Raw genomic sequence first — 24,073 nt, 5'->3', positions numbered from 1 at the left:
AGCATCTGGAGTCAGACAGGCTCAGGGCCACGCAGGCTCAGAACCAGCTAAGGGGAACACGCATGACGGAACAGTACGCGAACATCCTGGTGGAGCGCCGCGGCCGCGTGGGCCTCGTGACGCTCAACCGGCCGGAGGCCCTGAACGCCCTCAACAAGGCCACGATGGACGAGCTCGTGAAGGCCGTCACCGCGATGGACAAGGACCCGGACGTGGGAGCGGTGGTGGTGACCGGCTCCGCCAAGGCCTTCGCCGCCGGCGCGGACATCAAGGAAATGCAGTCCAAGGGCTACATGGACATGTACGCGGCGGACTGGTTCCGCGGCTGGGAGGACTTCACCCGGCTCCGGATCCCCGTGGTCGCTGCCGTGTCCGGGTTCGCCCTCGGCGGCGGCTGTGAACTGGCCATGATGTGCGATTTCATCATCGCCGGGGACAACGCCAAGTTCGGCCAGCCGGAAATCAACCTCGGCGTCCTCCCGGGCATGGGCGGCTCGCAGCGCCTCACCCGCGCGGTGGGCAAATCCAAAGCGATGGACATGATCCTGACCGGACGGTTCATGGGCGCCGAGGAAGCCGAACGTGCCGGACTGGTGTCCCGGGTGGTCCCGGCCCCCGACGTCGTCGAGGAGGCACTGAAGGCCGCTACGGTGATCGCCTCCAAGTCCAAGCCCGTGGCGATGGTGGCCAAGGAAGCCGTGAACGCGGCCTTCGAGACCGGCCTGGCCCAGGGCGTGCTGTTCGAGCGGCGCGTGTTCCACTCGCTGTTCGCCACCGAGGACCAGAAAGAGGGCATGGCGGCCTTCACTGAGAAGCGGCAGCCGGAGTTCAACCACCGCTAAGCGCTGGCAGGAAGGCACGCATGAACACCGGATTCCTGGGAGTCGGTCCGTCCCCGGACGAGGTCCGGGCCCTCGTGCCGGGCGATGCGCTGGTCCCCGCCCCGGACGTGGTGATGGACCGAGCCTTCGACCTGCCGGCCCCGCCCGAGACCGTCTGGCCGTGGATCGTCCAGCTGGGCAAGGAACGTTCCGGCTGGTACCTGCCCGGCTGGGCGGAAGCGCTGATCCCCGCCAGGCGCAGGGCCCTCCGGACCGTTGACCCGGAGCTGCAGGACCTCAGCGTGGGAGACGTCATTGCCGACTGGGGGGCCCCGGGGCCACCTTCGAGATCGTGGCCGTGGACCCGCCACAGGTCCTGGTGCACCGTTCGCAACGCGGCGCGCTGGCGGTCAGCTGGGCGATCGTGCTGCGGCCGGCGCCGGGCATTGGACCGCAGCCGAGTGAAGGTCCGGGCGCCCGGACCGGGACCCGGGTACATCTCCGGCTCCGGCTCGCCGGGGTCAAACGCCGCCGTCTCGCGAAAATTGGCGGCGGCCTGTTCGACCTCCTGACCATAGCCGGACTCGCAGCCGGGCTGCGGGAGCGGCTGCGCATCATCAGGTGAAGATGTCGGCCACGTACCTGCCGTGGGTGCGTTCGACCTCGTCCATCCACGCCTCGGCGTCCGCCAGGGAGGCACCGGTGGCCTCCCGGTAGATCTGCACGCACGTCTCGCGCACCTGCGGCGCCATGTGCTTGCCGTCGCCGCAGACGTAGACCGTGGCGCCCTGCTTGACCAGCTCGACGACGTCTGCCCGGTCGGCCCAGAGCCGGTCCTGGACGTATTTCATGCCGTCTTCCGGTGCGGTGGAAAAGACCGGCCGGAGGTCCAGGTTAGCTTCGTCCGCCCACGCCGCAAGTTCGTCGTGATACAGGAAATCCGTGTCCGGGGCGCGGCAGCCGAAGAACAGCAGGGCGGGTGCCGGCGCCGAACCGTCGGCCTGGGCCCGCAGCGCCCGGTCCTGGATGAAGCCGCGGAACGGCGCCAGCCCGGTCCCGGCGCAGACCATGATGAGCGGGACCGCCAAGGATGCGGGCGGGTGGAAGGCCGCATTCGAGGGACGGACGGTCACCGCGATCCGTGATCCCGGCCTGGCCTGGGCGAGATAGGTCGAGGAGGCGCCTTCGAAGACGCCTCGACCCGACCAGGCGGGCGCCTGGACGACGGCGAACGTCAGGGTCGCGTGGTCGGGGCTCCACAGCGGGGACGAGGAAATGGAATACCGCCGGGGTGTCAGCTGGGTCAGCAGCTGCAGAAACGAGGTGAACGACAGCTGGCACGACGGATACGTTTCCAGCAGATCCAGGAGGGAGACGCGCTTGTCGAGGATCTCGGCCGCATGGCGCTCGCGGTCCTGTGCCAGGGCCTCAAGTTCCCTGCGGTGTGCCGGATCCGCCGCGACATCGGCCAGGTCCTCGAGCTGCGTGCGCGTGGCCGGGACCGCCAGCTCGACGTAGCTGCTCAGCAGTTCGCCCACGGCCACAGGCGCGCCGGTGGGCAGGAACGTGTCGCCGCGCTCCATGCTCAAGAGGACGTGCGAGTCGTAGTCGAGGTTGAAGCGGGCCAGGGCGCGCTGGACGAGTCCGCTGGGATTCAGCGGCAGCACGGCCAGATAGTCACCGGTCCGGTAGCTCATCCCTTCGGGCAAAGCGATCTCGACATGCCGCTTGGACCGGGCGCCGGGCTTGGCCAGATCGACCAGCTCCCGGTTGGCGACGACGGTGCCGAGGGCGAGGCCGTTCTGGCGCAGCAGCGGGTCCCGGACGTTGCCCACGAACTGAAGTTCAAGCTGGGGCTGCGCGGCCGGTGGGCTGGTCCGCTGCCCGAGGGCGGCGTCGACGGCGGGCCAGAATCCCGCATACCACTCGTCGAAATCGCCGAAGAAGTCGCCGCGGGCGTTGGCCTCGCCCCGGGGATAGACGCGCACGGCGCCGGCGGCCTCGAGCCGGGAATCGATGGCCTTGGGCACCTGCTGGTACGTTCGCGCCCAGTCCTTGTTGCCGTTGCCGAAGACCGTGTACCGCACCCCGCTGAGGCTGCCCGATGGTAGGCCTACGGTCCAGGCCAGGAATTTCCGGGCGTTGTCCGGCGGCTGCCCCTCGTAGGAGGAGGCCACGATCGCGACGAGCCCCTCCGTCGGCAGTCCGCCGGCTGCCTCGTCGAGCGGGCCGATGGTGGGGCTGTAGCCGCGCCGTCCGGCGTCGTTGGCAATGCGCTGGGCGAAGTCCTGGGAGGTGCCGGCGTTCGAACCGTAGAGCACCCGGATCGGGATGCCGTTGGGGGCGGCGCTCGGCGTTTCCGCCTGCCGGGCATGTTCGACGGCGGCATGGCTGGCGGCGTCGATCCGGACGTCCCGCCGGCGCACATGGATGAACAGCCCTTCAGGCTTCATCGTCAGCGTGTGCTTGATCTGCAGTTCATAGCCCGGGTCCGCCGCGGTGATGTCGAAGCGCTGCAGGAGTTTGGCCAGGAATAGCATGGCCTCCTGCAGGGCAAAGCCCCGCCCGATGCAGGAGCGCTGCCCGTTGCCGAACGGTTTCCAGGCATTGGCCGGGATGGTCGCGGCCCGCTCGGGCGAGAACCGCTCCGGGTCGAAGACGGCGGCGTCCTCGCCCCACGCCGCCTTGTCCCGGTGCAGCCGCGGGAGCAGGACCAGGATCGGCTGCCCCGCGGGGACTTCGTAGCGTCCGCCCAGCGTCGTGTCTTCGAACGGGGCCACGTTGAACGCGGGGGCGGTGGGCCAAAGCCGGAGGGTTTCCTTGAGGACCTGGTCCAGGTATCCCAGCCGGGGCAGGTGCTCGAACCTGGCGCTTTCGGTGCCCAGGACCTCGTCCACCACGGCGTGCGCCTTGGCCAGGACTGCCGGATGCCGCATCAGCTCGTAGAGGGTGAAGGACAGCAGGCCGCTGGTGGTCTCATGGCCGGCGATGAGGAAGGTGACCATCTGGTAGCGGATGTTCTCATCGGACAGCCGCTCGCCGGTCACCGGGTCAGCGGCGTTGAGCATGGTGTCGAGGATATCCTCGCTGCCCGCAGGGCTGGGATTGCGCCGCCGGTCGCTGATCATCTGCTCGGCGACCTCGAACATTAGAGCATTGTCTTCCTCGAGCTGGTGCCGCCGGCGCAGCATGATTTTGTTCTGCACCGGGAGCCTGCGGGCCCGGTCCCCGGATTCGACCAGGGCACGGACCATGGCCCCGACGAAGGGATGCATCTCCTCCCGGTAGAGACTGTTGAACCGGTATTTGAACGAGCACAGGGCGATCGTGTCCAGCGTCAGGCGGGTGGTGTTGTCCGGAACATCGATCCGGGCCGTGGGGCCGAGCCGTTCCCACTTGAGCAGCAGCTGCTCGACGATGTCGTCCATGCCCACGAACATCCGCTTCAGCGCCGCCGGTCCGAACGCCGGCATCAGGATCCGGTGCGCCTTTTGCCAGTTGGGCTCCCGTGTTTCCGCGGTGAACAGGCCATCGCCGGCGAATTGCCGCACCTCCCGGAGCGCGACGCCGAGCACCTTGCCAAAGCGGGATTCGTCGCACACTTCGTTGACGAGCTCCTGGGAGGAGAGAGCGATGATGCTGCGGTTGAAGAACTGGATGCGGACGATGGGGCCGTACTGCTCGGCCACCTCGACCAGCCCCAGAATGCCCTTGCTGGAGTCGATATCGGGCAAGTTGCCGACTACCGGCCGCGGGGGAGGCTGCGGTATGGGGACGGGAGCTGAAGGCATGGGCCCTCCTAAGCGGTCGCCGATATGACGCTTGTGAGCACTGTTTCCTGTGGGATTCCTGCGGGACGGGACGGGACCGGCCTGCCCGGATCCACGATACTCCGCTCAGATCCCGGGCAATAGGGGCGATAGGTCGGGACCGAGGTGTGGGCGATATGCCGACGCAACGGTCAGCGGCTTCACTTTTCATTGATGGAAGTCGCAGAATAGTGAAGCTCGACGTACATTATGACAATGACCGCCCTTGATGATCTTGACCGCCGGCTCCTTTCTGCCCTCCGTGAGGACGGCAGGGCCTCGGTGGCCAGTCTGGCGCGCCGGCTAGACGTTGCTCGGGCTACCGTCAACAGCCGGCTGGAGCGGCTTGTGGCATCCGGGACCATCGTCGGATTCACGGTCCGAGTCCGCGATGAACTCGACCCGCTGGCGATCCGCGCCGTTGCCTTGATTGCTGTGGAAGGCAGGACGACAGACAGGGTTATCCGCCAGCTCAGGGGCTTTCCCGAGATCACGGCACTGCACACCACCAACGGAGGGTGGGACCTTGTTGCTGAGCTCCGCACCGAGAGTCTTGTCGAATTCGACCAAGTCCTGGGCCGGATCCGCGGCGTGGACGGCGTTGTCAACAGCGAAACGAGCCTCCTGCTGAGTTCTGTGCTGCGCTAGGGATCACGGGGCCCAGAAGATCCAGCCAACAAAATATGCAACCAGCGTCGTCATTATGATTAGTTGCACAACAAAAAGCTTGCTGTTTGGCAATTGAGACTGCATATCGCCGAATCCTAGAGTTGTGGCATCAGCAACTAACTAGAGAATGAGGAGGCGCGATGACGCGCTTTGTCGATGTCCACAACATGGTGCGCTGGGCAGCCGGACGCGGACCGGAGACCATCATTTCCGGCATGATCGAGTACGTTGAGAACGACTTCCGGCGCTGGGAGTCGTTCGACAAGACGCCCCGGATCGCCAGCCACACGCCGTTCGGCGTCATCGAACTCATGCCCACGAGCGATCACGAGACCTATGGTTTCAAGTACGTCAACGGCCACCCGTCCAACCCCGCACGCGGTTTCCAGACCGTGACAGCGTTTGGCGTCCTGGCCGACGTCCACAACGGCTATCCCACGTTCCTCACCGAGATGACAGTCCTGACAGCGCTGCGCACCGCAGCGACGTCCGGCATGGTGGCCAAGAAGCTCGCCCGTGCCGGCTCGCGCGTCATGGCGATGATCGGCAGCGGAAGCCAGTCCGAGTTCCAGGCCCTCGCGTTCCGGAGTGCCCTGGGGATCTCCACACTCCGGGTATGGGACACGGATCCCGCCGCGCTCAAGAAGTTCGTGGCCAACATGGCGCCGCTGGGCTTCGACATCACAATCGCCGCATCCGCCGCGGATGCGGTGCGGGGAGCCGACGTCATCACGACGTGCACCGCGGACAAGGCCAACGCCACCATCCTCACGGCGGACCTGATTGAACCGGGCGTCCACATCAATGCAATCGGCGGGGACTGCCCCGGGAAGACCGAGCTTGAACCGGCGATCCTCGGACTCGGCGACGTGTTCGTCGAATACGCCCCCCAGACCCGGATCGAAGGGGAGATCCAGCACATGCCGGCCGACTTCCGCGTCACGGAGTTCTGGCAGGTCCTGACCGACAAAGCACCCGGACGAACCGGCGATGCACAGGTCACCATCTTCGACTCGGTCGGCTTTGCCATTGAGGACTTTTCCGCCCTGCGGTTCGTGCGCGACGCCGTCGCCGGCACCGATTTCTTTGTGGAGATCGACCTCGTTGCCAGCCCGGAGGACCCGAAGAACCTGTTCGGCCTCGTGGGCGCCCTTTCCCCGGTTGGCTCGTAAGCCTGCGATGTCAGTTCAAGCCCCCTCCGCCGTCGTTCTCGTGAGGCCGCACAACTTCATGCCAAACGAGGCGACGGCAGTGGACAATGCCTTCCAGACGGCCTTCCAGACGCAGGCTCACTCCGGGGACCGGCAAACGCTGGCCGCCGCCGCCCGTCACGAGGTGACGGGGCTGGCCGCGGCGCTGGAGGCGGCCGGTGTCACGGTGCACCTCTTCGAGGACCATGACGAAACCCGCCCGGACAGTGTGTTCCCCAACAACTGGCTCTCCACCCATGCGGGTGGCCGGATCGGGATCTTCCCGATGTACGCCCCCAACCGCCGGCACGAACGCCGCAGCGACATCCTGGACTTCCTGAAGACCCATTACCGGGTGCAGGACGTCATCGACTACTCCGGGCTGGAAATGGACAGCGTCTTTCTGGAGGGAACGGGAGCCATGGTCCTGGACCACGGCGCCCGTGTGGCCTATGCCGCACGTTCCCGCCGCGCCGATCCCGTGGCGCTGGAGCGGTTCTGTACGAACTTCGGCTATGAGCCCATGCTGTTCGACGCGGTCGACGTAAACGGCACTGCCGTCTATCACACGAACGTGATGATGACTGTGGCGACGGGCTTCGCAATGGTCGGAGCGGACCTGATCCCCTCGGCGGTGCGCCGGCGTGAGGTGATGGAACGGCTTGCCGCCGGGGGACGGAGGGTCATCGAGCTGAGCCCCCACCAGATCAGCAATTTCGCAGGCAACGCGATCGAGCTGCAAGGCGTCGAAGGCCGCGTGCTGGCGCTCTCCCGTCGGGCCCTGGGAACCCTGACGGCGGAGCAGAAGGCCGTCATCGAACGAAGCTGCACCCTCCTGCCCGTGGACGTTCCCACGATCGAACTGGCCGGAGGGTCCGTGCGATGCATGATCGCCGGCATCCATCTCGACCGCAGGCCCGTCCCTGCCGGCGTCGGCGGCTGACCGGTCCTCTAATCGCTGAAGTCCCCGGCGTTCCGGCGGAACGTGCCAAGGATCCGGATCAGCTGGTCCACGTCCTGGTCTGCGAAGCCCGAGCGGCCGAAGACCTCGGAGTTCAGCACCGCCGTCGCCTGTTTGGCCAGGGCGCGGCCCTCCGCGGTGAGCTCGATCAGCGTGGTCCGGCCGTCCGTCGGATGCGGGGAACGGACCACCAGTTCGGCATTCTCGAGCCGGTCCACGGCGTTGGTGACCGAGGTGGGGTGAACTTGAAGCAGCGCGCTCGCCTTATTCATGGGCAACGCGCCGCTGCGTGCGAAACTGAGCAATGCCAGCAGCTCATACCGTGCAAACGTGAGCCCGAACGGCTTGAGCACGGCTTCGATCCGGCCCAGCAGAATCTGCTGGGTCCGCATGATGGCGGTGATGGCCGCCATCGGGGCGGCGACGTCGGCCCAGCCGTGGCGCTCCCAGTTCAGCCGGGCGTCGGCGATCGGATCTCGGGGCAGCGGCGTTCCCACGGTCAGCTCTGCCCCTTGAGTCCCGGGAAATCGGCCTCGGAATACTCGATGCCCAGGCCCTCCGGAACGGGTCCGCCGCCGTGGCGCATTTCCTCGCTGTGGCGGAGCTCCACGCGCCGGATCTTGCCGGAGATGGTCTTCGGGAGTTCGGCGAACTCCAGGCGGCGGATCCGCTTGAACGGGGCCAGGTGTTCGCGGCAGTACCGCAGGATGTCCTCGGCGAGCTCCGGGCCGGGCTGGTGCCCGGCGGCCAGGACCACAAACGCCTTCGGCACGGACAGCTTGAGCGGGTCGGGGGACGGGACGACGGCGGCCTCCGCCACCGCCGGGTGCTCGATCAGCACGCTCTCCAGCTCGAACGGGGACAGCCGGTAGTCGGAGGACTTGAAGACGTCGTCGCCCCGGCCCACATACGTGATGATGCCGCGCTCGTCCCGGCTGGCCATGTCGCCGGTGTGATAGTAGCCGTCGCGGAAAGCCTCCGCGGTCTTCTCCGGGTCGCCGTAGTAGGCCTTCATGAGCCCCACGGGGCGGGGGTCCAGACGCAGGCAGAGTTCGCCGTCGTCAGACTCCTCACCGGTGGCGGGGTCCACGAGCACGACGTCGTAGCCGGGCAGCGGCCTGCCCATGGCGCCGATCTTGATCGGCTGGCCCGGGGTGTTCGCGATCTGCACCGTCGATTCGGTCTGCCCGAAGCCGTCCCGGATGGTCTGGCCCCAGGCGCGGTGGACCTGGTCGATCACTTCGGCGTTGAGCGGTTCGCCGGCGGACACCACCTTGGTGGGAGGGTTCTTCAGCTGCGTGAGGTCGGCCTGGATGAGCATGCGCCAGACCGTGGGCGGGGCGCAGAAGCTCGTCACCGACTCGCGGTCCATCTGCTCCATGAGGGCCTTGGCGTCGAAGCGCTCGTAGTTGTAGATGAACACGCAGGCCTCGGCGATCCAGGGCGTGAACACGTTGGACCAGGCGTGCTTTGCCCAGCCCGGGGAGGCGACGTTGAGGTGGACGTCGCCCGGTTCCATCCCGATCCAGAACATCGTGGAGAGGTGACCCACCGGGTAGGAGGTGTGCGTGTGCTCCACCAGCTTGGCCTTGGACGTGGTGCCGGAGGTGAAGTAGAGCAGGAGGGTCTCGTCGGCCAGGGTGGGGGCGTCCGGGGTGAAATCCTCACTGGCCGCGGCGGCGTCTGCGTACTGCAGCGCCGTGTCCTGTGGTCCGGCCGGTTCTGCGGCGGCGTCGGCAATTTCGATCAGCGTGTAGTCACCCGCGACGTCAACGAACTTGGCGATGTTGGCACTTCCGACGGCGGCCCAGGCCGCGCCGCCGCGCTCCACCCTGTCCTGGAGGTCCGCGGACCCCATCAGGGTGGTGGTGGGGATCATGACGATGCCCAGCTTGATGCCGGCCAGCATGAGTTCCCAGAGCTCCACCTGGTTGCCGAGCATGATGATCATCCGGTCCCCGCGCCGCACGCCCTGGCTCCGCAGCCAGTTGGCCACCTGGGACGAGCGCCGGGCGAGGTCTTCGAAGCTGCGCCGCGTCGCTGATCCGTCCTGCTCGACAATCACTAGGGCCGGGTTGTCCGCCTTGGCCGGGTCTGCCGCGAGCTGGTCGAACCAGTCCAGCGCGAAGTTGAATTCCTCGAAGCGCGGCCACTGGAATTCGCTGCGGGCGGCCTCATAGTCCCCGCGCAGGGCAAGCAGCCGGTCTCTGGCGGCCCGGAATTCCTCAGTTACGGTCATGGTGCACCTTTCGAAGTTCGCTGGCGCAGCCGTTCCGGGCGGTCCGTGGCACAACGCCGTTGCCTGGGATCCCGCCGGGCCGCCGCGGCGCCCGCCTAGTGATCCCCGTCACTCTGCAATATACTAGGACATCCAAGGGTTTGGAAGAGCGGCGTCGCTCTGCTGGCGGCGCATGACGAAGGGATGCGTGCCCGTGCAGTCATCAGGACGTGTCAACGGACAGTCGGCCACAGCCGAATCAGACACAGCCGAATCAGGCACAGCCGGATCAGCCCCAGCCGGAACGGTTGCAGCGGCCTCCGCGGCAGAGCCGCCGTTTCCCGACGCCGACCTCATGTACATCGTGGACCTGCTGCCGCCGGACGAACAGCTCCGCTACCAGGAGGTCCGGGAATTCCTGCAGTCCCGGATTCGGGCGGCATCGATCGACTACTGGAACCGCGAGGAGTTCCCTTTCGGGCTGCTCGCGGAACTCGGCAAGTACGGCCTGGGCGGGTTACAGACGGACGGCACGTCCAAGCTCTTCAAGGGCCTCATGTATGTCGAGGTGGCCCGCGCCGACGTCTCCCTCTCGGCACTCGTGGGCATCCACAACGAGCTGATTGTCGGCATGATCGATCAGCTTGGCTCCGAGGAGCAGAAGGCCCGCTGGCTTCCCGGCCTCACCGCCTTCACCCAGCTCGGGGCGTTCGCCCTGACCGAGCCGGACCATGGTTCGGACATCGCTGGCGGGCTGGAAACCACGGCGCGGCTGGAGAACGGCGAGTGGGTCATCAACGGCGCCAAACGCTGGATCGGAGCCGGCACCATCGCGGACTTCGCCCTCGTCTGGGCCCGCGACGTCGCCGACCAGCACATCAAGGGTTTCATCGTGGAAACGGACCGGCCCGGGTACACCGCCACGAAGATCGCCAACAAGATCGGCCTGCGCATCATGCAGAACGCGGACATCGTCCTGGATGAGGTCCGCATCCCGGAAGCCAACCTGCTGCCGGGGGCCACCGACTTCTCCAAGGCCAACGAGCTTCTGCGTGATTCGCGCGCTTGGGTGGGCTGGCAGGGCGCCGGCATCCAGCTGGCCGCGTTCGACGTCGCGCGTTCTTATTCGCTGCAGCGCCGGCAGTTCGGCAAGGAGCTGGCCCGCTTCCAGCTCATCCAGCAGCAGCTCGCCGAGATCCTGGGCAACGCCACCGCCTCGCTGGCCCTGATGGCCCAGCTGGCGAGGATCCAGGAGGAGGGCAAGCTGGAGATGGTCCAGGCCGCCATGGCCAAGTCCACCACCACGCGGCTGGCGCGGGCCTCGGTGGCGATGGGCCGGTCGCTCATGGGCGGCAACGGGATCAGCAGCGACTACGAGATGGGCAAGCTCTTTGGCGACGCCGAGATCCTGTACACCTACGAGGGCAGCTACGAGATCAATTCACTGATCGTGGCCCGGGCCGTGACCGGAAAGTCGGCCTTCGTTTAAGCGCTGAGCTAGGCGCGGAGTCCGCCCGGGCCGTCCCCGGCACGGGCGGTCCGGGTGGCGTGGCCGTAGCGTGAGGTGCGGTTGCGGCCGGCGTTTTTCGCCTCGTAGAGAGCCCGGTCCGCGCAGTCCAGGAGGGTCCCGGCCGCGGCGTCGCGCTGCTCGCAGACGCCGGCGGAGATCGTCAGGAAGCCGACGTCCCCGAACGGCTCGGACGCGATGGCCTCCCGGGCCCGTTCCGCCGCCTGCAGGGCCTCGGCGCCGTTCGTCTCCGGGAGCAGCCACACGAACTCTTCGCCGCCGAAGCGGGCCAGGATGTCCTGGCTCCGGGCGACCCTCCGGAGCCTCGCCGCGACCTCGGCCAGGACGACATCGCCCAAAAGGTGGCCGTAGGTGTCGTTGACCCTTTTGAAGTGGTCGATATCCAGGACGACCGCGCTCAGGCTGGTGCCGCGCGTCCCGGCCAGCGCAACCTGTTCGGCGAGGTGCCGTTCCAGGGCCCGCCGGTTGGGCAGGCCGCTCAGGGCATCCGTGGTGGCCTGCAGTTCGAGGTCGGTCCGTGCCTCCGAGTTGCCGATGGCGATCTCGACGAGCTCCGCAAACTGGGCCAGCCGCGCCATCATGGCTTCCGTGACACCCGTGCGGGATTTTGAGGTCAGGGTCACCACGCCCCACAGGCTTCCCCCGACCCGGACCGGCGCCGCCGCCGCGGACTGGAAGCCGCCGGCGCGCATCTGCTCCGCCGCCGGTCCGCCCTCCGGCCCGTAAACAACGAGGGCAGGCTTGCCCGTCAACGCCACCCGGACGGTGGCCGACTCGTCAGTCGGGGCAAAGATGTGCCGGCGGCTCAGCGTCGGCGGGAGGGCGGGGGCCATGGCGACGATTTCCGCCGACGATGCACCCGTGAAACGGACGACGGCGGCGGAGTCCACATTGAACAGCTCAAGGACGATGGCCGCGACCCGCTCGGAGATGTCGGCGGGGGCGGCGTTGCGGGCGACAGCGGTCGCTATTTCGTGGAGGGCCTCCCAGACCTGCTGCTGCTGCAGGCGCTCGGTGACGTCAACCGCCACGACCATGCCGGCCGTGGCCTCGTCGTCGGAGTACACCGGTCCGGCTTTGAGCCGGTAGGTGCGGTGGCCGATCTGACGGCTCCAGGAGACTTCCCGGCCGGTGAGGGCCGCACGGTAGCGCGGTTCGAGCTCGCTGGCGAGATCGCCCTTGAGCACGTCCTGGATGCGCCGGCCTTCCAGCTCCTCCGTGCGGTAGCCAAACGTCTCCAGTTCCTGCCCTTCGGCGATCAGGTACCGCAGATCAGCGTCGAAGAGGAGCACGAAGACACCGGGGACGCTGCGCGCCAGGGCCCGGTACCGGTCCATGTCCTGCTGCCTGCGCCGATCGGCCAGCACCCGCTCCGTGATGTCCGTGACCTGGACGAAAAACCCCCGTACCGCGCCGTCGTCCCGGGCATCGGGGGTGTACGTCACCTCGGTGAAGCGCGATTCGCCCGCGGCATCCACGAGGGTCCGGTCAAACTTCTGAGGCTCTCCCGCGAGCACGAGCTCGATGTGCGGCCGGTTCGCCTCGAAGACTGCCTCCCCGAGCACGTCGCCGATATGCATGCCGTACAGCCGACCGGGTTCAATGCCGAACCACGTGCCGTAGGCGTCGTTGGCCAGGCGGTTGCGGAGCTCCGTATCCCAGTAGCCCACCATGGCCGGGATTCCGTTGAGGACGGCCTGCAGTTGCGCCGGGATCTCCGGCAGCGGCGACGGGCCGGCATCGTCCCAGTTGAGCGGGCTGCGATTTGTCATTGCCCCAGTATCCATTGCCGGCCGCGGCATGCGAAAACTCAGCAGTCGCTCTGAGCAAGCACAGCCAGGAAAAACTCTCAGGGCATGAACCGGTAGCCGATGCCGGCCTCGGTGAGCAGATGGCGCGGGTTGGCGGTGTCCGGTTCGAGTTTGCGCCGCAGCTGGGCCATGTAGACCCGGAGATAGTTGGTTTCCTTGGCGTACGCCGGACCCCAGACCTCGGAGAGCAGCTGCTGCTGTGTGATGAGCTTTTCCGGGTTCCGGACCAGCACCTCCAGAATGTTCCATTCGGTGGGGGTCAGCCGCACATCCTGGCCGTCGCGGATGACACGGTGTTTGCCCAGGTCCACGGTGAAGGCCCCGGCGGTCACCACGGGTGCCTGCTCCTGGTCAACGCTGCGGCGCAGGAGGGCACGGATCCGGGCCAGCAGCTCGTCGAGGCCGAACGGCTTCGTGATGTAGTCGTCCGCGCCGGCGTCGAGCGCTTCCACTTTGTCCTCGGAGCCGTGGCGGGCTGAGAGCACCAGAATCGGGACCTGGCTCCAGGACCGGAGCTCCCGCAGGACTGTGGTGCCGTCGATGTCCGGCAGACCGAGATCCAGGATGACCAGCGCCAAGGGGTGCTGGGATGCGCTCAGCAGGGCAGAACGCCCGTCTGCCGCAGTGGTCACCGAGTAACCGTGGGCCTGCAGCGTGATTCGGAGTGCCCTCAGCAGGTGCGGGTCGTCATCGACCACCAGGACGGCGGTCATCCGGCGTCCGGTCCAGGCCTGAGCGGCAGTGCATGGCGGCGCCCCACGGCCGACTGCGGCTCGAGCGGAGCCTGGGCGGGGCGTGCGTCGAACGGCACGCCCGTGGACAGGGGAAGCCGGATGACCATCGTCAAACCGCCACCTGGCGTCTCTTCCGCGGCCAGCGTTCCGCCCATTGCTTCGGTGAATCCTTTCGCCACGGCCAGTCCGAGTCCGATCCCGGTGGCCTGCGGCGTGTCATCGAGCCGCTGGAACGGACGGAACATCTCGACGACACTCTCCGCCGGGACGCCGCGACCATGATCGATGATCCGCAGCTCGCCCGCAGGGTGCCCTTCGAGTGTCGCCGAGCTGAGGCCGCCGGCCGTCCCCACCAGGACAATATCTGAGTCCGGGGCGTATTTCACGGCGTTTTCGACGATGTTCGCAATGACACGTTCCAGCATTCCCGGGTCGGCGTCGATCTCCGGCATGTTGGCGGGCAGGTCCACCCGCACCCTGCCCGGAGGGACGGCGCCGAGGGCTCCGGGGATCACTTCGAACCAGCGCACCGGTTTGAGGAGGGGATTGACGGCATCCGAGGTGAGCCGGGACATGTCCAGCAGATTCCCCACCAGGGCGTCCAGCCGGTCCGAGCACTCCTCGATGGTAGCCAGCAGCTCCTGCTCCTCTTCCGGGGTGTAGCGGACGCCGTCGTGGCGCAGGCCACCGACGGCGAGTTTGATCCCGGCTAGCGGGGTGCGCAGGTCGTGGGACACGGCGCGGAGAATGGAAGTGCGCATCGTGTTGCTCTCGGCAAGGCGCAGCATCTCCCGGCGGCTGACAACCAGCTGCTGGCGTTCAAGCTGGGCCGCCAAATGGACGCCGAAGGCCCCCAGGAGGCGCCGGTCGCTTGCTGGCAGGATCCGTCCGTAAAGGACCAGCCGGGTGGCGGCATCAATCTCCTCGACGTTGTCGCCGGTGGCGGCGTCCCCCCGAGCGCTCTCGGCAGTAGCCGGGATCTCTCCAGCCGAGGCGAGCAGCCGCCACGGCCGGCCGCTGGCCGTGCTTCCGGCGCCGTACCCGGCGCCAGCCTCGCGGCTGAACAAGGCAGTGCCCCGGACTTGGAAAACACCCAGCGCCTGCTCCAGCAGCGCCTGAACGGTGTCCTCCGACCCGGCGGCGCCGCGGGTCAGGTCACCCAGCGTCGTTGCCTCGGCACGGGCCCGCGCAGCCTCCTTCGAGCGGCGGGCCGAAAGGTCGACGACGACGGCGACGGCCGCCGAGACGCCCACGAACACCAGCAGGGCAAACAAGTTCTGCGGATCACTGATGGTTAAGTTGCCGACCGGCGGGGTGGAAAAGTAGTTGACCAGGAGGCTGCTCCACAGCGCGGCGAGGATCGCCGGCCATAGTCCGCCAACCAGGGCCACCACGACGGAGCCGGTCAGTTGGACCAGCATCGCTGTGGCCACGTTGCGCTCCGGGTTCAGGGCCAGCAGCAGCAATTGCAGCAGCGCAGGCAACAGGACCGCCAAGATCAGGCCTACTGCCACCCGAACCCGGCCGAGATCGCGGGGGTGCGGCACCCCCGTGCCCTGGCCGCCGAGGGGGTGAGAGACCATGTGGACATCGATGTCTCCGGAGCCCCGCACCACCCGCGTCCCCACCCCGCCACCCAAGAGACCGCCCACCACGCCCGCGAGGTTCTTGTGGCGCGAAATACCGACCACGATCTGGGTGGCGTTGACGCTGCGGGCGAAGTCCAGCAGTGCGGCCGCAGGGTCTTCTCCGGATACGATATGGTAGCTGCCGCCCAGATCCTGGATCAGCCGCCGCTGCCGTTCGAGCGCCTGTGGTGACTCCGAAGCGACACCGTCGGCGGCGCGCACATGGACGGCCAGAAGGTCCCCGCCGCTGACCCTGGTCAGGATACGGGCCCCGCGGCGGATGAGTGCCTCGCCCTCAGGGCCCCCGGTCAGGCCCACCACGATGCGCTCGCGGGCTGGCCAGCTGGCTTCAATGCCCTGTTCGGCCCGGTATTTGGCCAGCCCTTCGTCCACCCTGTCGGCCAGCCACAGCAAAGCGAGCTCGCGCAGCGCGCCGAGGTTGCCCAGGCGGAAATAGTTGGACAGGGCCGCGTCAATCTTATCCGAGGCGTAGATTTTTCCGTCGCTGAGCCGCTGGCGCAGCAGTTCCGGCGGGATGTCGACCAGATCGATCTGGTCGGCGCGGCGCACGACGTCGTCCGGCACGGTTTCTGCCTGGCGGACGTCGGTGATGGCGCTGACGACGTCGCCCAGGGACGCCAGATGCTGGATGTTGACCGTTGATAGGACATTGATCCCGGCGTTGAGAAGTTCATCCACGTCCTGCCAGCGCTTCTGGTTGCGGCTGCCCGGGACGTTGGAGTGGGCGTACTCGTCCACTACCGCGGTCTTGGGGGCACGGGCCAGAACTGCGTCCAGGTCCATTTCCTCGAACTCGGCCCCCCGGTAGCGCAGCTGCCGGGGCGGAATGACCTCGAGGCCGGCCATGAGTGCCCTTGTGTCGGCGCGGCCGTGGTCGAGCGCGAACGCTACCGCCACATCTTCGCCTCGCTCGCGGAGTCGGTGGGCTTCCTCCAGCATCTCGTAGGTCTTACCTACGCCGGGCGCGGCCCCCAGGAAGATCCGCAGCGTTCCACGTGCCATGTCGTCATTCTGTCACTTGGAGGCGGACACAGGCGACGCGGCGGCGACTGCGAGGTTCAGGACCGTCACGTTCACCGCGGGCTGCCCCAGGAATGCCTCGGCGCCGCCGCTGGTCTGTTGTGCGACGAGGGCGGTCACAGTCTCCGTGCTGAGCCCGTGGGCGGCGGCAACGCGCGGTATCTGGAGTCGGGCGTAGGCCAGCGAGATGTCCGGATCCAGTCCGGAGCCGCTGGCGGTCACGGCATCGGCAGGAACGGCCGCTTCGGGGACGTTTTCGGCCTTCGCGACGGCCGCGCGGTTGGCAGCGATGGCCTCTGCCAGTTTGGGGTCGTTGGGGCCCAGGTTGCTGGCCGAGGACGATGCCGGGTCCCATTTCACGGCCGAGGGCCGGGCATGGAACCAGCGCGGGTCCTGGGCTCCGGCGTCGTTGGCGGATGCCTGGGCGATCAGGGCCGACGCGGCCGGGGTGCCGGCGCTGTCTTTGATGATGGAGCCGTTGGCCTGGTACGGGGCGATGAGCTGTCCGACGCCGAAGACGGCCAGGGGGTAGGCCACGCCGAGGACCAAGGTGGCGAAGAGCAAGAACCGGACGGCGGTGCCTGCCTGCCGGAGGTAGCCGGTGAGTGTGTTCATGGGGATGTTCCTAGCCGATTCCGGGGATGAGGGAAATCATGAGGTCGATGATCTTGATGCCGATGAAGGGGGCGATGAGCCCGCCGAGCCCGTAGATCAGCAGGTTCCGCCCCAGTGCCTGGTTGGCGGAGACGGCACGGTATTTGACGCCGCGGAGCGCGAGCGGCACCAGGGCGATGATGATCAGGGCGTTGAAGATCACCGCGGACAGGATGGCCGAGGACGGGGTGGCGAGTCCCATGATGTTCAGCAGTCCCAGCCCCGGGAACGCGGCGGTGAAGAGGGCCGGAACGATCGCGAAGTACTTGGCGACGTCATTGGCGACGGAGAAGGTGGTCAGGGCGCCGCGGGTGATGAGCAGCTGTTTGCCGATGCCGACGATGTTGATGAGCTTGGTGGGGTCGGAGTCGAGGTCCACCATGTTGGCAGCGTCTTTGGCGGCCGGGGTGCCGGAGTTCATGGCGACGCCGACGTCCGCCGCGGCCAGGGCCGGGGCGTCGTTGGTACCGTCCCCGGTCATGGCCACCAGCCGCCCTGCCGCCTGCTCCTTCTTGATGACCGCGAGTTTGTCCTCCGGGGTTGCCTCGGCCAGGAAATCGTCGACCCCGGCCTCGGCGGCGATGGCCTTGGCAGTGATGGGGTTGTCGCCGGTGATCATCACCGTCCGGATGCCCATTTGCCGCAGTTCGGCGAAGCGGGCATGCATGCCGGGTTTGACGACGTCGGCGAGGTGGATGGTCCCCAGGATCTCGGCGCGGCCGTCCTTTCCCACCTGGGCGACGAGCAGGGGCGTTCCGCCCTGTGCCGAGATTTCCGTTACCCGGTGGTCGACTTCCGCCGGGGAGTGCCCGCCGTATTCGGCAACGAAGGCCGTCACCGTGGAGGCGGCGCCTTTGCGGATCTGCCGGCCGTCAAGGTCCAGTCCGCTCATGCGCGTGCTGGCGCTGAAGGGGACCACGGCAAAATTGCCGGAGCTGCGTTCGAGTGCGGCCAGATCGGCCCCGGTCACGCCCTTGTCCGCGGCGAGGTCCACAATGGAGCGGCCCTCGGGGGTTTCGTCGGCCAGGCTGCAGACCCGGGCCGCTTCGATGAGTTGGGTCCTGTCCACATGATCGGCGGGGAAGAAATTGACTGCACGGCGGTTGCCGTAGGTAATGGTGCCGGTCTTGTCCAGCAGCAGTGTGGTGATGTCTCCGGCGGTCTCCACGGCACGGCCTGAGGTGGCCAGCACGTTGTGCTGGACCAGCCGGTCCATGCCGGCAATGCCGATCGCCGGGACCAGCGCCCCGATGGTGGTGGGGATCAGGCAGACCAACAGGGCCACCAGCACGATCGGGGACGGCGTGGCGCCGGCCAGGGCGGCAAACGGGGCCAGGGACATGGTGACGGCAAGGAACACGATGGTCAGGGACACCAGCAGGACGTGGAGGGCGATTTCGTTAGGGGTCTTCTGCCGCACGGCGCCCTCGACGAGCTTGATCATCCGGTCGATGAACGTTTGGCCGGGCTCGGCAGTGATGCGGATGACGATCCGGTCCGAGAGGACCTTCGTGCCGCCGGTGACGGAGGACCGGTCACCGCCGGATTCGCGGATCACCGGGGCTGATTCACCCGTGATGGTCGATTCGTCGACGCTGGCGAGACCTTCGATGATTTCGCCGTCCGAGGGGATGACGTCTCCGGCTTCGCAGATCACGATGTCATTGAGTCGCAGCTCCGTACCGGGGATGTCCCGGGTGTTGCCGTCGGGCTGCCGGAGCCGGGCCTGGACGCCTATGCGGCTGGCGCGGAGGCTGTCGGCCTGTGCCTTGCCCCGGCCCTCGGCGATGGATTCGGACAGGGTGCCGAAGAGCACGGTGAGCCACAGCCAGGCCGTGACCGCGATGCCGAACACCGACGGCCTGTACAGGGAGATCGCCGTGCACAGGGCGGCCCCCACCAACACGGTGAACATGACCGGAGAATGGATCATCTGCCGCGGGGAAAGTTTCCGGACCGCAAGTGGCAGGGCGGCGGCGACGGACGTGATCGTCAGTTTTGCCGGGGCTTTGGTGTGGTGCTTGTGCTCGCCGGGGGTGCCGAGGGGGTTGCCGTCGGCGTAGGTCTGGGCGGCGAGGTCCGAGGCTGATGCCGTGCTAGACCGGGTCATTTCAGGAGTCCTTCTGCGAGGGGGCCCAGGGCAAGGGCCGGGAAGTAGCTCAGGGCGGTCAGGATCACTGTCACGCCGAGCAGCAGCCCGCCGAACAGGAGACCGTGGGTGGGGACGGTGCCGGCGGAGGCGGGAACCTTGCCCTGACGGGCGAGGGAGCCGGCCAGGGCGAGGACCAGGACAATCGGGAGGAATCGGCCCAGCAGCATCGCCAGGCCCATCATGACTGAGAGGTAGGGGCCCGAGGTGGTGATGCCGCCGAACGCAGAGCCGTTGTTGTTGGCCCCTGATGTGAAGGCGTAAAGCACTTCGCTGAACTGGTGCGGGCCGGTGGCCGGGGCGTTGGCCATGGCGTCCGGCAACAGGACGGTAATGCCGGCCAGGGCCAAGACCACGGTCGGGGTGACGAGGATGTACATGGCGGCGAGTTTCATTTCCGTCGGGCCGATCTTCTTGCCCAGGTACTCCGGGGTGCGCCCGACCATCAGCCCGGCAATGAAGACGGAAATGATGGACAGGATCAGCAGCCCGTAGAGCCCGGACCCGGTTCCACCCGGGGCGACTTCGCCGAGCATCATGTTCACCATGGCCACACCGCCGGCCAGCGGGGGCAGGGAATCATGGGCGACGTTGACGGCGCCGGTGGAGGTCAGCGTGGTGGACGTGGCGAAGATCGCGCTTTGCACCGGTCCGAAGCGCTGTTCAAAGCCTTCGCCCAGGCCGCCGGCCGCCGCCGTCGCGGTTCCCTGGCCGGAAGCCACGGCCCATCCCATCAGGGAAACCGATGCCAGCCACAGGGCGCCCATCACCGCGGCCACCGTGTAGCCCTGCTTCTGGTCACCCACCATCCGGCCGAAGGCGTAGGGCAGGGCAGAGGGGATGAGCAGGAGCAGGAACACCTCGAAGAAGCTGATGAGGGCATTGGGGTTCTCGAACGGGTGGGCGGAGTTGGCGTTGAAGTAGCCGCCGCCGTTGGTCCCGAGCTCCTTGATGGCTTCCTGGGACGCGACCGGGCCGCCGGGAATGGTCTGGTGGATCCCGGACGCCTGGTTGGTGACGTCGGTGGGCCAGAAGTTCTGCACCACGCCGCCGAGGACCATCACCACTGCCGCGACGAACGCGATCGGCAGCAGGATCCGGAAAGTGGTCCGGGCTAGGTCCACCCAGAAGTTCCCCAGCCGCTGCGTCCTGGTTCGGGCGATGCCGCGGATGAGGGCGACGACGACGACGATGCCGACCGCGGCCGAGAGGAAGTTCTGCACTGCCAGCAGAGTCATCTGCACGAAGATGCCCAGCGTGGTCTCCGGTACATACGTCTGCCAGTTCGTGTTGGTCACAAAGGAAATGGCCGTGTTCATGGCCACCCACGGGTCGACGCCGGGCAGGGAACCGCTGCCGGGCAGGACGCCCTGCAGCCGCTGCAGGCCGAACACGGCCAGGATGGAGACAGCGGAAAACGCCAGGACGCTGCGCAGGTAGACGGACCAGCTCTGCTCGGTGCCGGCGTCGATCCCGGCGAGCCGGTAGAAAAGACGCTCGGTTCGGCTGGACGTCGTGCCCTCGAAAACCCGGGCCAGATAGATGCCGAAGGGCTTGTGCAGGGCTGCGAGGACAATGAGCAGTCCCGCCACCTGGACTACAAAGGATGCGGAGTTGAAGGTCATGATCCGTTCACCACTTTTCCGGATGGATCAGGACCGCCAGGAGGTAGCCGAAGAGGCACAGCCCGGCCAGCAACAGAACGAGCCACATGATCGCGTCCGCGCTCAACGTCCACCCTCCGGCCTGTCATCGGCACCCCCGACCATCCCGGCCAGGACGTGGCCGATCCACATGACGAACCCCATGGACACCATGAGGATTCCGATAACAGCCAGGTCGGCCATAGCAGGTTCCTTTCATCTGTGCCCCGTTTGCGGGGCTACTGAAAGTCAACTCCTCTCCAGAAGGAGAAGGCCGGTTCCTGATGGTTTCTTAACGCCCTGAGGAGGGATCTTGACGCAGCCTTAATGTGCGCGGAAATTCCGGACCGTCCTGCATCCGTACTCGGCCTGTTTGGCTGCGGCCGGAGCCCGTCTTGTCCTCCGGGCCGCGGCGCTCAGCCGACGTGGACCCAGGGCCGTTTGGTGACATCGGGTTCTGCTTCGCGGAGCACTTCGCGGGTGACCGGGGCGATTTCGCCTTCGCCGAACGCGAGGAAGCGCAGCAGGTTCGTGACCGGGTTCCCTTCGGTCCAGCGGAAGTAGATGTGCGGCATCAGCCCGGTCACGTCCCGGATGTGCAGGAGCACCGAGGCGATGGTGTTCGGCACGACGGGTCCGTGGACTTCCAGGACATGGTAGCCGTGCCGGGTCACACCGTGGACCTCCAAAGCCGTCTCAAAGTCGGAGGAATCGTCCACGGTCACTTCCAGGAACAATGCCTGGTAGTCCACGGGCAGGTGGCTGACCTCGATCGCAGACGTCAGTTTGTCCCGGTACGCCTCGGCGCTGAGGCGCAGCGGTTCGTGGGCGATGATCGCTATGGGCCCTTCCAGGTTGGAGGACATGAACTCCAGAGCCTGCCGGTCCATGTGGACATGGGTGGCGTGGAGCTCGAAAGAACGCCGGATGCGCGAAAGCAGCGAAATCACGATGATGCCCACGATGAAGAACGCTGCGATCCGGATGCCTTCGGGGCGTTCAATGATGTTGGCCACTGTGGTGTATATGAAAACGACGGCGATGATGCCGAACCCGATGGTGCGTTTGCGCTGTTTCCCGCGCCGGGCGGACAGCGCCACGGCAACCGCGGCTGAGGTCATCAGGACCAGGACGCCGGTGGCGTAGGCGCCGCCCTGGGCGTCGACGTCGGCGTTGAAGAGCCAGGTGATCAGAAACCCGACGGCGGTGAACACCAGGACCAGCGGCCGGACGGCCCGGGCCCACCCGGGGGCCATGCCGTAGCGGGGCAGGTAGCGGGGCACGAGGTTCAGGAGCCCGGCCATTGCGGAAGCGCCGGCGAACCAGAGGATGGCGATCGTGCTGATGTCGTAGACGGTGCCGAATCCGTTTCCCAGATATTCGTGGGCCAGGTAGGCCAGGGCGCGGCCGTTGGCCTGGCCGCCGGGCTGGAATTCCTGTGCCGGGATCAGGATCACCGTGGTGAAGCTGGTCGTGATGAGGAAGGCGCTCATGATGACGGCGGCGGTTGTCAGCAGCCGGCGGGCGCCCTCGATCCGGCCTACGGGCTTCTCTTCGGTGTCACCGGGGCGTCCTTGGATCTGTGGCATCACGGCCACGCCGGTTTCGAAGCCGGACAGGCCAAGGGCCAGCTTGGGGAAGACGAGCAGGGCGATCCCGACCACCATGAACGGGTTCCCGTGCGAGGTTGTCAGGGCGAGCCACCAGTTAGCCACGTCAACGGGGTGAGTGAATAATTCCAGGATGGTGGTGATCACGACCACGACATTCAGGCTCAGATAGATGCCGACCAGGACGACCGCAACGCCGATCGCTTCTTTGAACCCGCGCAGGAAGACGGCACCCAACAGGGCGAGCAGGAAGAGCGTGACCGGCACGTTTTGGCCCTGCATCCAGCCCGGAACGAGGGGGTTCTGGATCGCGTGTGCGGTGGCGTCGGCGGCGGAGAGCGTCATGGTGATCATGAAGTCGGTGGCCGCGAACCCCAGCAGGACCAGCACGAACAACTTCCCGCCCCAGCGCGGCATCAGCCGTTCCAGCATGGCGATGGAGCCCTCGCCGCGGTGGCTCTCACCGGCAACCCGGCGGTAAACCGGTAGGGCCCCAAGCAGGGTGACAGCCACCAGGACCATGGTCGCCAGCGGCGAGATTACGCCCGCAGCCAAGGCTGCGATGGCCGGCTGGTAGCCCAAAGTTGAGAAGTAATCAACGCCGGTGAGGCACATGACCTGCCACCACGCATGCTTCTTCAGATGCGAGTCGCTCACTGCGCCGGGTCCCTGATGGACACCTTTGGCGTCCTGCAGGCCGAAAAGCAGCCATCTTCTGAAGTTGTCCCCGGCTCCCGGCCGTACCGCTGAGGGATCCGAAGGCGGTCTGCTCATCGTGGTCATCTGTGCCTCTCCGCGCGATGCCCACCATCGTGTTTAGTGCCGACGATAACACCGGAGCCGGACGCCGTTCCCGACCCGGGAACGATCTTGACGGATCCTTAACGCCGGGCCGGCCCGCAGGGCACCGCGGTCAGCGGGCCGTGACCGGGGCCGGGACTTCGACGTAAAGGATGGCTCCGGCGGATGCCGGCAGATACCAGTGACTCCGGTGTCGCGCCGGCCGGTAGATGTGTCCGAACGGGTCCGTCACGTGGACGTGCACCAGCCGTTTCTGCCGGGCGAGCAGACGATCGAGTTCCCCGAGGCTGGACGGCCGCGAGGCAAAGCCGTGGATGTCCAGAGACCATGCTCCCTCGGCCGGTTCCCTCGGGCGTTCCAAGGCAAGGGTTTCGAACAAGTCCGACACCACTTCGTCGCTCGTGACGGGGTAGAAGCGCCGGAGCCGGTGCTCGTCCGGATGGGCATTTTGAGCGTCCAGCCACGCGTGACGGAGCCAATGGAATTCCACCGGTCCCAGCGCGGGCCCAACGGACAGGTGACGATTTCCATCCAGCACCAGGCGGTAAGAGCTGCCGCCGCGGTCGATGATGCATGCAGCTTCCCCGACGTATTCAAACGCCGTCAATAGTTCCTCCTCCGATCGGTGGTAGGAGAAATCCCCGCTGTCGTCGACGGCGACGAAATCCCGAGCGCCACCGGCACCGGCCGGAAGTCCTGATGCTTCCCGCATCCGCCGGGACTTGGTGTTCATTTTGTTTAGCTCCTGCCGAGGATCTGACCGCGACCACAGTGGCCGCAGTGTCCCCTTGTTTCATGACATCACC

The 24,073-nt window shown here is 67.0% G+C and carries 18 protein-coding genes; 6 read left to right on the top strand and 12 right to left on the bottom strand.

The features are described 5' to 3' along the window. Positions 1–62: 62 nt before the first annotated feature. Both ACVWYS_RS17250 and ACVWYS_RS17245 read left to right on the top strand, forming a co-directional pair. Positions 63–842 carry an enoyl-CoA hydratase gene (locus tag ACVWYS_RS17250; protein WP_456510124.1) on the top strand — a complete coding sequence of 260 codons (780 nt, stop codon included), beginning with the start codon at positions 63–65 and terminating at the stop codon, positions 840–842. Between the two features lie 20 nt (positions 843–862). After that, positions 863–1,393 carry a hypothetical protein gene (locus ACVWYS_RS17245; protein ID WP_456510123.1) on the top strand — a complete coding sequence of 177 codons (531 nt, stop codon included), beginning with the start codon at positions 863–865 and terminating at the stop codon, positions 1,391–1,393. Between the two features lie 45 nt (positions 1,394–1,438). Here ACVWYS_RS17245 and ACVWYS_RS17240 read toward each other — a convergent pair whose 3' ends face one another. After that, entirely contained in the window at positions 1,439–4,612 is a 3,174-nt protein-coding gene (locus ACVWYS_RS17240; protein ID WP_456510122.1) for a bifunctional cytochrome P450/NADPH--P450 reductase, read from the bottom strand. A 234-nt stretch (positions 4,613–4,846) separates the two neighbouring features. Between ACVWYS_RS17240 and ACVWYS_RS17235 the strand changes: the two genes are divergently transcribed. The 3 genes from ACVWYS_RS17235 (at position 4,847) to ctlX (ending at position 7,432) form a co-directional block, all read left to right on the top strand. Continuing rightward, entirely contained in the window at positions 4,847–5,278 is a 432-nt protein-coding gene (locus ACVWYS_RS17235) for an Lrp/AsnC family transcriptional regulator (RefSeq protein WP_116765654.1), read from the top strand. 161 nt (positions 5,279–5,439) lie between these two features. Then, the gene (locus ACVWYS_RS17230; RefSeq protein ID WP_456510121.1) at positions 5,440–6,471 is read left to right on the top strand and encodes an ornithine cyclodeaminase; all 1,032 of its coding nucleotides are present in this window, start codon (positions 5,440–5,442) and stop codon (positions 6,469–6,471) included. Positions 6,472–6,478: 7 nt separating this feature from the next. Then, the gene (ctlX, locus tag ACVWYS_RS17225) at positions 6,479–7,432 is read left to right on the top strand and encodes a citrulline utilization hydrolase CtlX (protein WP_456510120.1); all 954 of its coding nucleotides are present in this window, start codon (positions 6,479–6,481) and stop codon (positions 7,430–7,432) included. 8 nt (positions 7,433–7,440) lie between these two features. Here ctlX and ACVWYS_RS17220 read toward each other — a convergent pair whose 3' ends face one another. Then, positions 7,441–7,947, bottom strand: a complete 507-nt coding sequence (locus ACVWYS_RS17220; RefSeq protein WP_091250456.1) for a MarR family winged helix-turn-helix transcriptional regulator — start codon at positions 7,945–7,947, stop codon at positions 7,441–7,443. A 2-nt stretch (positions 7,948–7,949) separates the two neighbouring features. Then, positions 7,950–9,689 (bottom strand): AMP-binding protein, encoded by a 1,740-nt coding sequence (locus ACVWYS_RS17215; RefSeq protein ID WP_456510119.1) that lies wholly within the window; start codon positions 9,687–9,689, stop codon positions 7,950–7,952. Between the two features lie 334 nt (positions 9,690–10,023). Between ACVWYS_RS17215 and ACVWYS_RS17210 the strand changes: the two genes are divergently transcribed. Continuing rightward, positions 10,024–11,157, top strand: coding sequence for an acyl-CoA dehydrogenase family protein (locus tag ACVWYS_RS17210; protein ID WP_456509088.1), 1,134 nt, complete (start codon positions 10,024–10,026; stop codon positions 11,155–11,157). Between the two features lie 8 nt (positions 11,158–11,165). On the opposite strand, the gene ACVWYS_RS17205 is transcribed toward ACVWYS_RS17210, so the two are convergent. The 9 genes from ACVWYS_RS17205 to ACVWYS_RS17165 form a co-directional block, all read right to left on the bottom strand. Further along, the gene (locus ACVWYS_RS17205) at positions 11,166–12,968 is read right to left on the bottom strand and encodes a diguanylate cyclase (RefSeq protein ID WP_456510118.1); all 1,803 of its coding nucleotides are present in this window, start codon (positions 12,966–12,968) and stop codon (positions 11,166–11,168) included. 77 nt (positions 12,969–13,045) lie between these two features. Further along, the gene (locus ACVWYS_RS17200) at positions 13,046–13,720 is read right to left on the bottom strand and encodes a response regulator (RefSeq protein WP_344361148.1); all 675 of its coding nucleotides are present in this window, start codon (positions 13,718–13,720) and stop codon (positions 13,046–13,048) included. Next, positions 13,717–16,392, bottom strand: a complete 2,676-nt coding sequence (locus ACVWYS_RS17195) for a DUF4118 domain-containing protein (RefSeq protein WP_456507650.1) — start codon at positions 16,390–16,392, stop codon at positions 13,717–13,719. Before ACVWYS_RS17195 ends, ACVWYS_RS17200 begins: the two co-directional genes overlap by 4 nt. A 12-nt stretch (positions 16,393–16,404) precedes the next feature. Beyond that, positions 16,405–17,025, bottom strand: a complete 621-nt coding sequence (kdpC, locus tag ACVWYS_RS17190; protein WP_344361142.1) for a K(+)-transporting ATPase subunit C — start codon at positions 17,023–17,025, stop codon at positions 16,405–16,407. Positions 17,026–17,035: 10 nt separating this feature from the next. After that, the gene (gene kdpB, locus ACVWYS_RS17185) at positions 17,036–19,174 is read right to left on the bottom strand and encodes a potassium-transporting ATPase subunit KdpB (protein WP_456510117.1); all 2,139 of its coding nucleotides are present in this window, start codon (positions 19,172–19,174) and stop codon (positions 17,036–17,038) included. Further along, the gene (gene kdpA, locus ACVWYS_RS17180) at positions 19,171–20,838 is read right to left on the bottom strand and encodes a potassium-transporting ATPase subunit KdpA (protein WP_344361137.1); all 1,668 of its coding nucleotides are present in this window, start codon (positions 20,836–20,838) and stop codon (positions 19,171–19,173) included. Before kdpA ends, kdpB begins: the two co-directional genes overlap by 4 nt. 7 nt (positions 20,839–20,845) lie before the next feature. Beyond that, positions 20,846–20,944: a potassium-transporting ATPase subunit F gene (locus ACVWYS_RS17175; RefSeq protein WP_344361134.1), complete on the bottom strand. Its 99-nt coding sequence runs from the start codon at positions 20,942–20,944 to the stop codon at positions 20,846–20,848. Between the two features lie 328 nt (positions 20,945–21,272). Further along, positions 21,273–23,249 carry an APC family permease gene (locus ACVWYS_RS17170; protein ID WP_344361132.1) on the bottom strand — a complete coding sequence of 659 codons (1,977 nt, stop codon included), beginning with the start codon at positions 23,247–23,249 and terminating at the stop codon, positions 21,273–21,275. A gap of 130 nt (positions 23,250–23,379) precedes the next feature. After that, on the bottom strand, positions 23,380–24,000 hold the full coding sequence (locus ACVWYS_RS17165) for a hypothetical protein (protein ID WP_344361130.1): 621 nt from the start codon (positions 23,998–24,000) through the stop codon (positions 23,380–23,382). Positions 24,001–24,073 lie beyond the last annotated feature (73 nt).

Source organism: Arthrobacter sp. TE12231, assembly GCF_054062895.1.
Note: the sequence above shows the minus strand (reverse complement) of the source record. Positions and strands in the feature narration are given on the sequence as shown.

Excerpts from the sequence above, each read along its gene's own strand:
- ACVWYS_RS17250 (WP_456510124.1), top strand. The coding sequence starts at position 63 with ATGACGGAACAGTACGCGAACATCCTGGTGGAGCGCCGCGGCCGCGTG.
- ACVWYS_RS17245 (WP_456510123.1), top strand. The coding sequence starts at position 863 with ATGAACACCGGATTCCTGGGAGTCGGTCCGTCCCCGGACGAGGTCCGG.
- ACVWYS_RS17240 (WP_456510122.1), bottom strand. The coding sequence starts at position 4,612 with ATGCCTTCAGCTCCCGTCCCCATACCGCAGCCTCCCCCGCGGCCGGTA.
- ACVWYS_RS17235 (WP_116765654.1), top strand. The coding sequence starts at position 4,847 with ATGACCGCCCTTGATGATCTTGACCGCCGGCTCCTTTCTGCCCTCCGT.
- ACVWYS_RS17230 (WP_456510121.1), top strand. The coding sequence starts at position 5,440 with ATGACGCGCTTTGTCGATGTCCACAACATGGTGCGCTGGGCAGCCGGA.
- ctlX (WP_456510120.1), top strand. The coding sequence starts at position 6,479 with ATGTCAGTTCAAGCCCCCTCCGCCGTCGTTCTCGTGAGGCCGCACAAC.
- ACVWYS_RS17215 (WP_456510119.1), bottom strand. The coding sequence starts at position 9,689 with ATGACCGTAACTGAGGAATTCCGGGCCGCCAGAGACCGGCTGCTTGCC.
- ACVWYS_RS17210 (WP_456509088.1), top strand. The coding sequence starts at position 10,024 with ATGTACATCGTGGACCTGCTGCCGCCGGACGAACAGCTCCGCTACCAG.
- ACVWYS_RS17205 (WP_456510118.1), bottom strand. The coding sequence starts at position 12,968 with ATGACAAATCGCAGCCCGCTCAACTGGGACGATGCCGGCCCGTCGCCG.
- ACVWYS_RS17200 (WP_344361148.1), bottom strand. The coding sequence starts at position 13,720 with ATGACCGCCGTCCTGGTGGTCGATGACGACCCGCACCTGCTGAGGGCA.
- ACVWYS_RS17195 (WP_456507650.1), bottom strand. The coding sequence starts at position 16,392 with ATGGCACGTGGAACGCTGCGGATCTTCCTGGGGGCCGCGCCCGGCGTA.
- kdpC (WP_344361142.1), bottom strand. The coding sequence starts at position 17,025 with ATGAACACACTCACCGGCTACCTCCGGCAGGCAGGCACCGCCGTCCGG.
- kdpB (WP_456510117.1), bottom strand. The coding sequence starts at position 19,174 with ATGACCCGGTCTAGCACGGCATCAGCCTCGGACCTCGCCGCCCAGACC.
- kdpA (WP_344361137.1), bottom strand. The coding sequence starts at position 20,838 with ATGACCTTCAACTCCGCATCCTTTGTAGTCCAGGTGGCGGGACTGCTC.
- ACVWYS_RS17170 (WP_344361132.1), bottom strand. The coding sequence starts at position 23,249 with ATGACCACGATGAGCAGACCGCCTTCGGATCCCTCAGCGGTACGGCCG.
- ACVWYS_RS17165 (WP_344361130.1), bottom strand. The coding sequence starts at position 24,000 with ATGAACACCAAGTCCCGGCGGATGCGGGAAGCATCAGGACTTCCGGCC.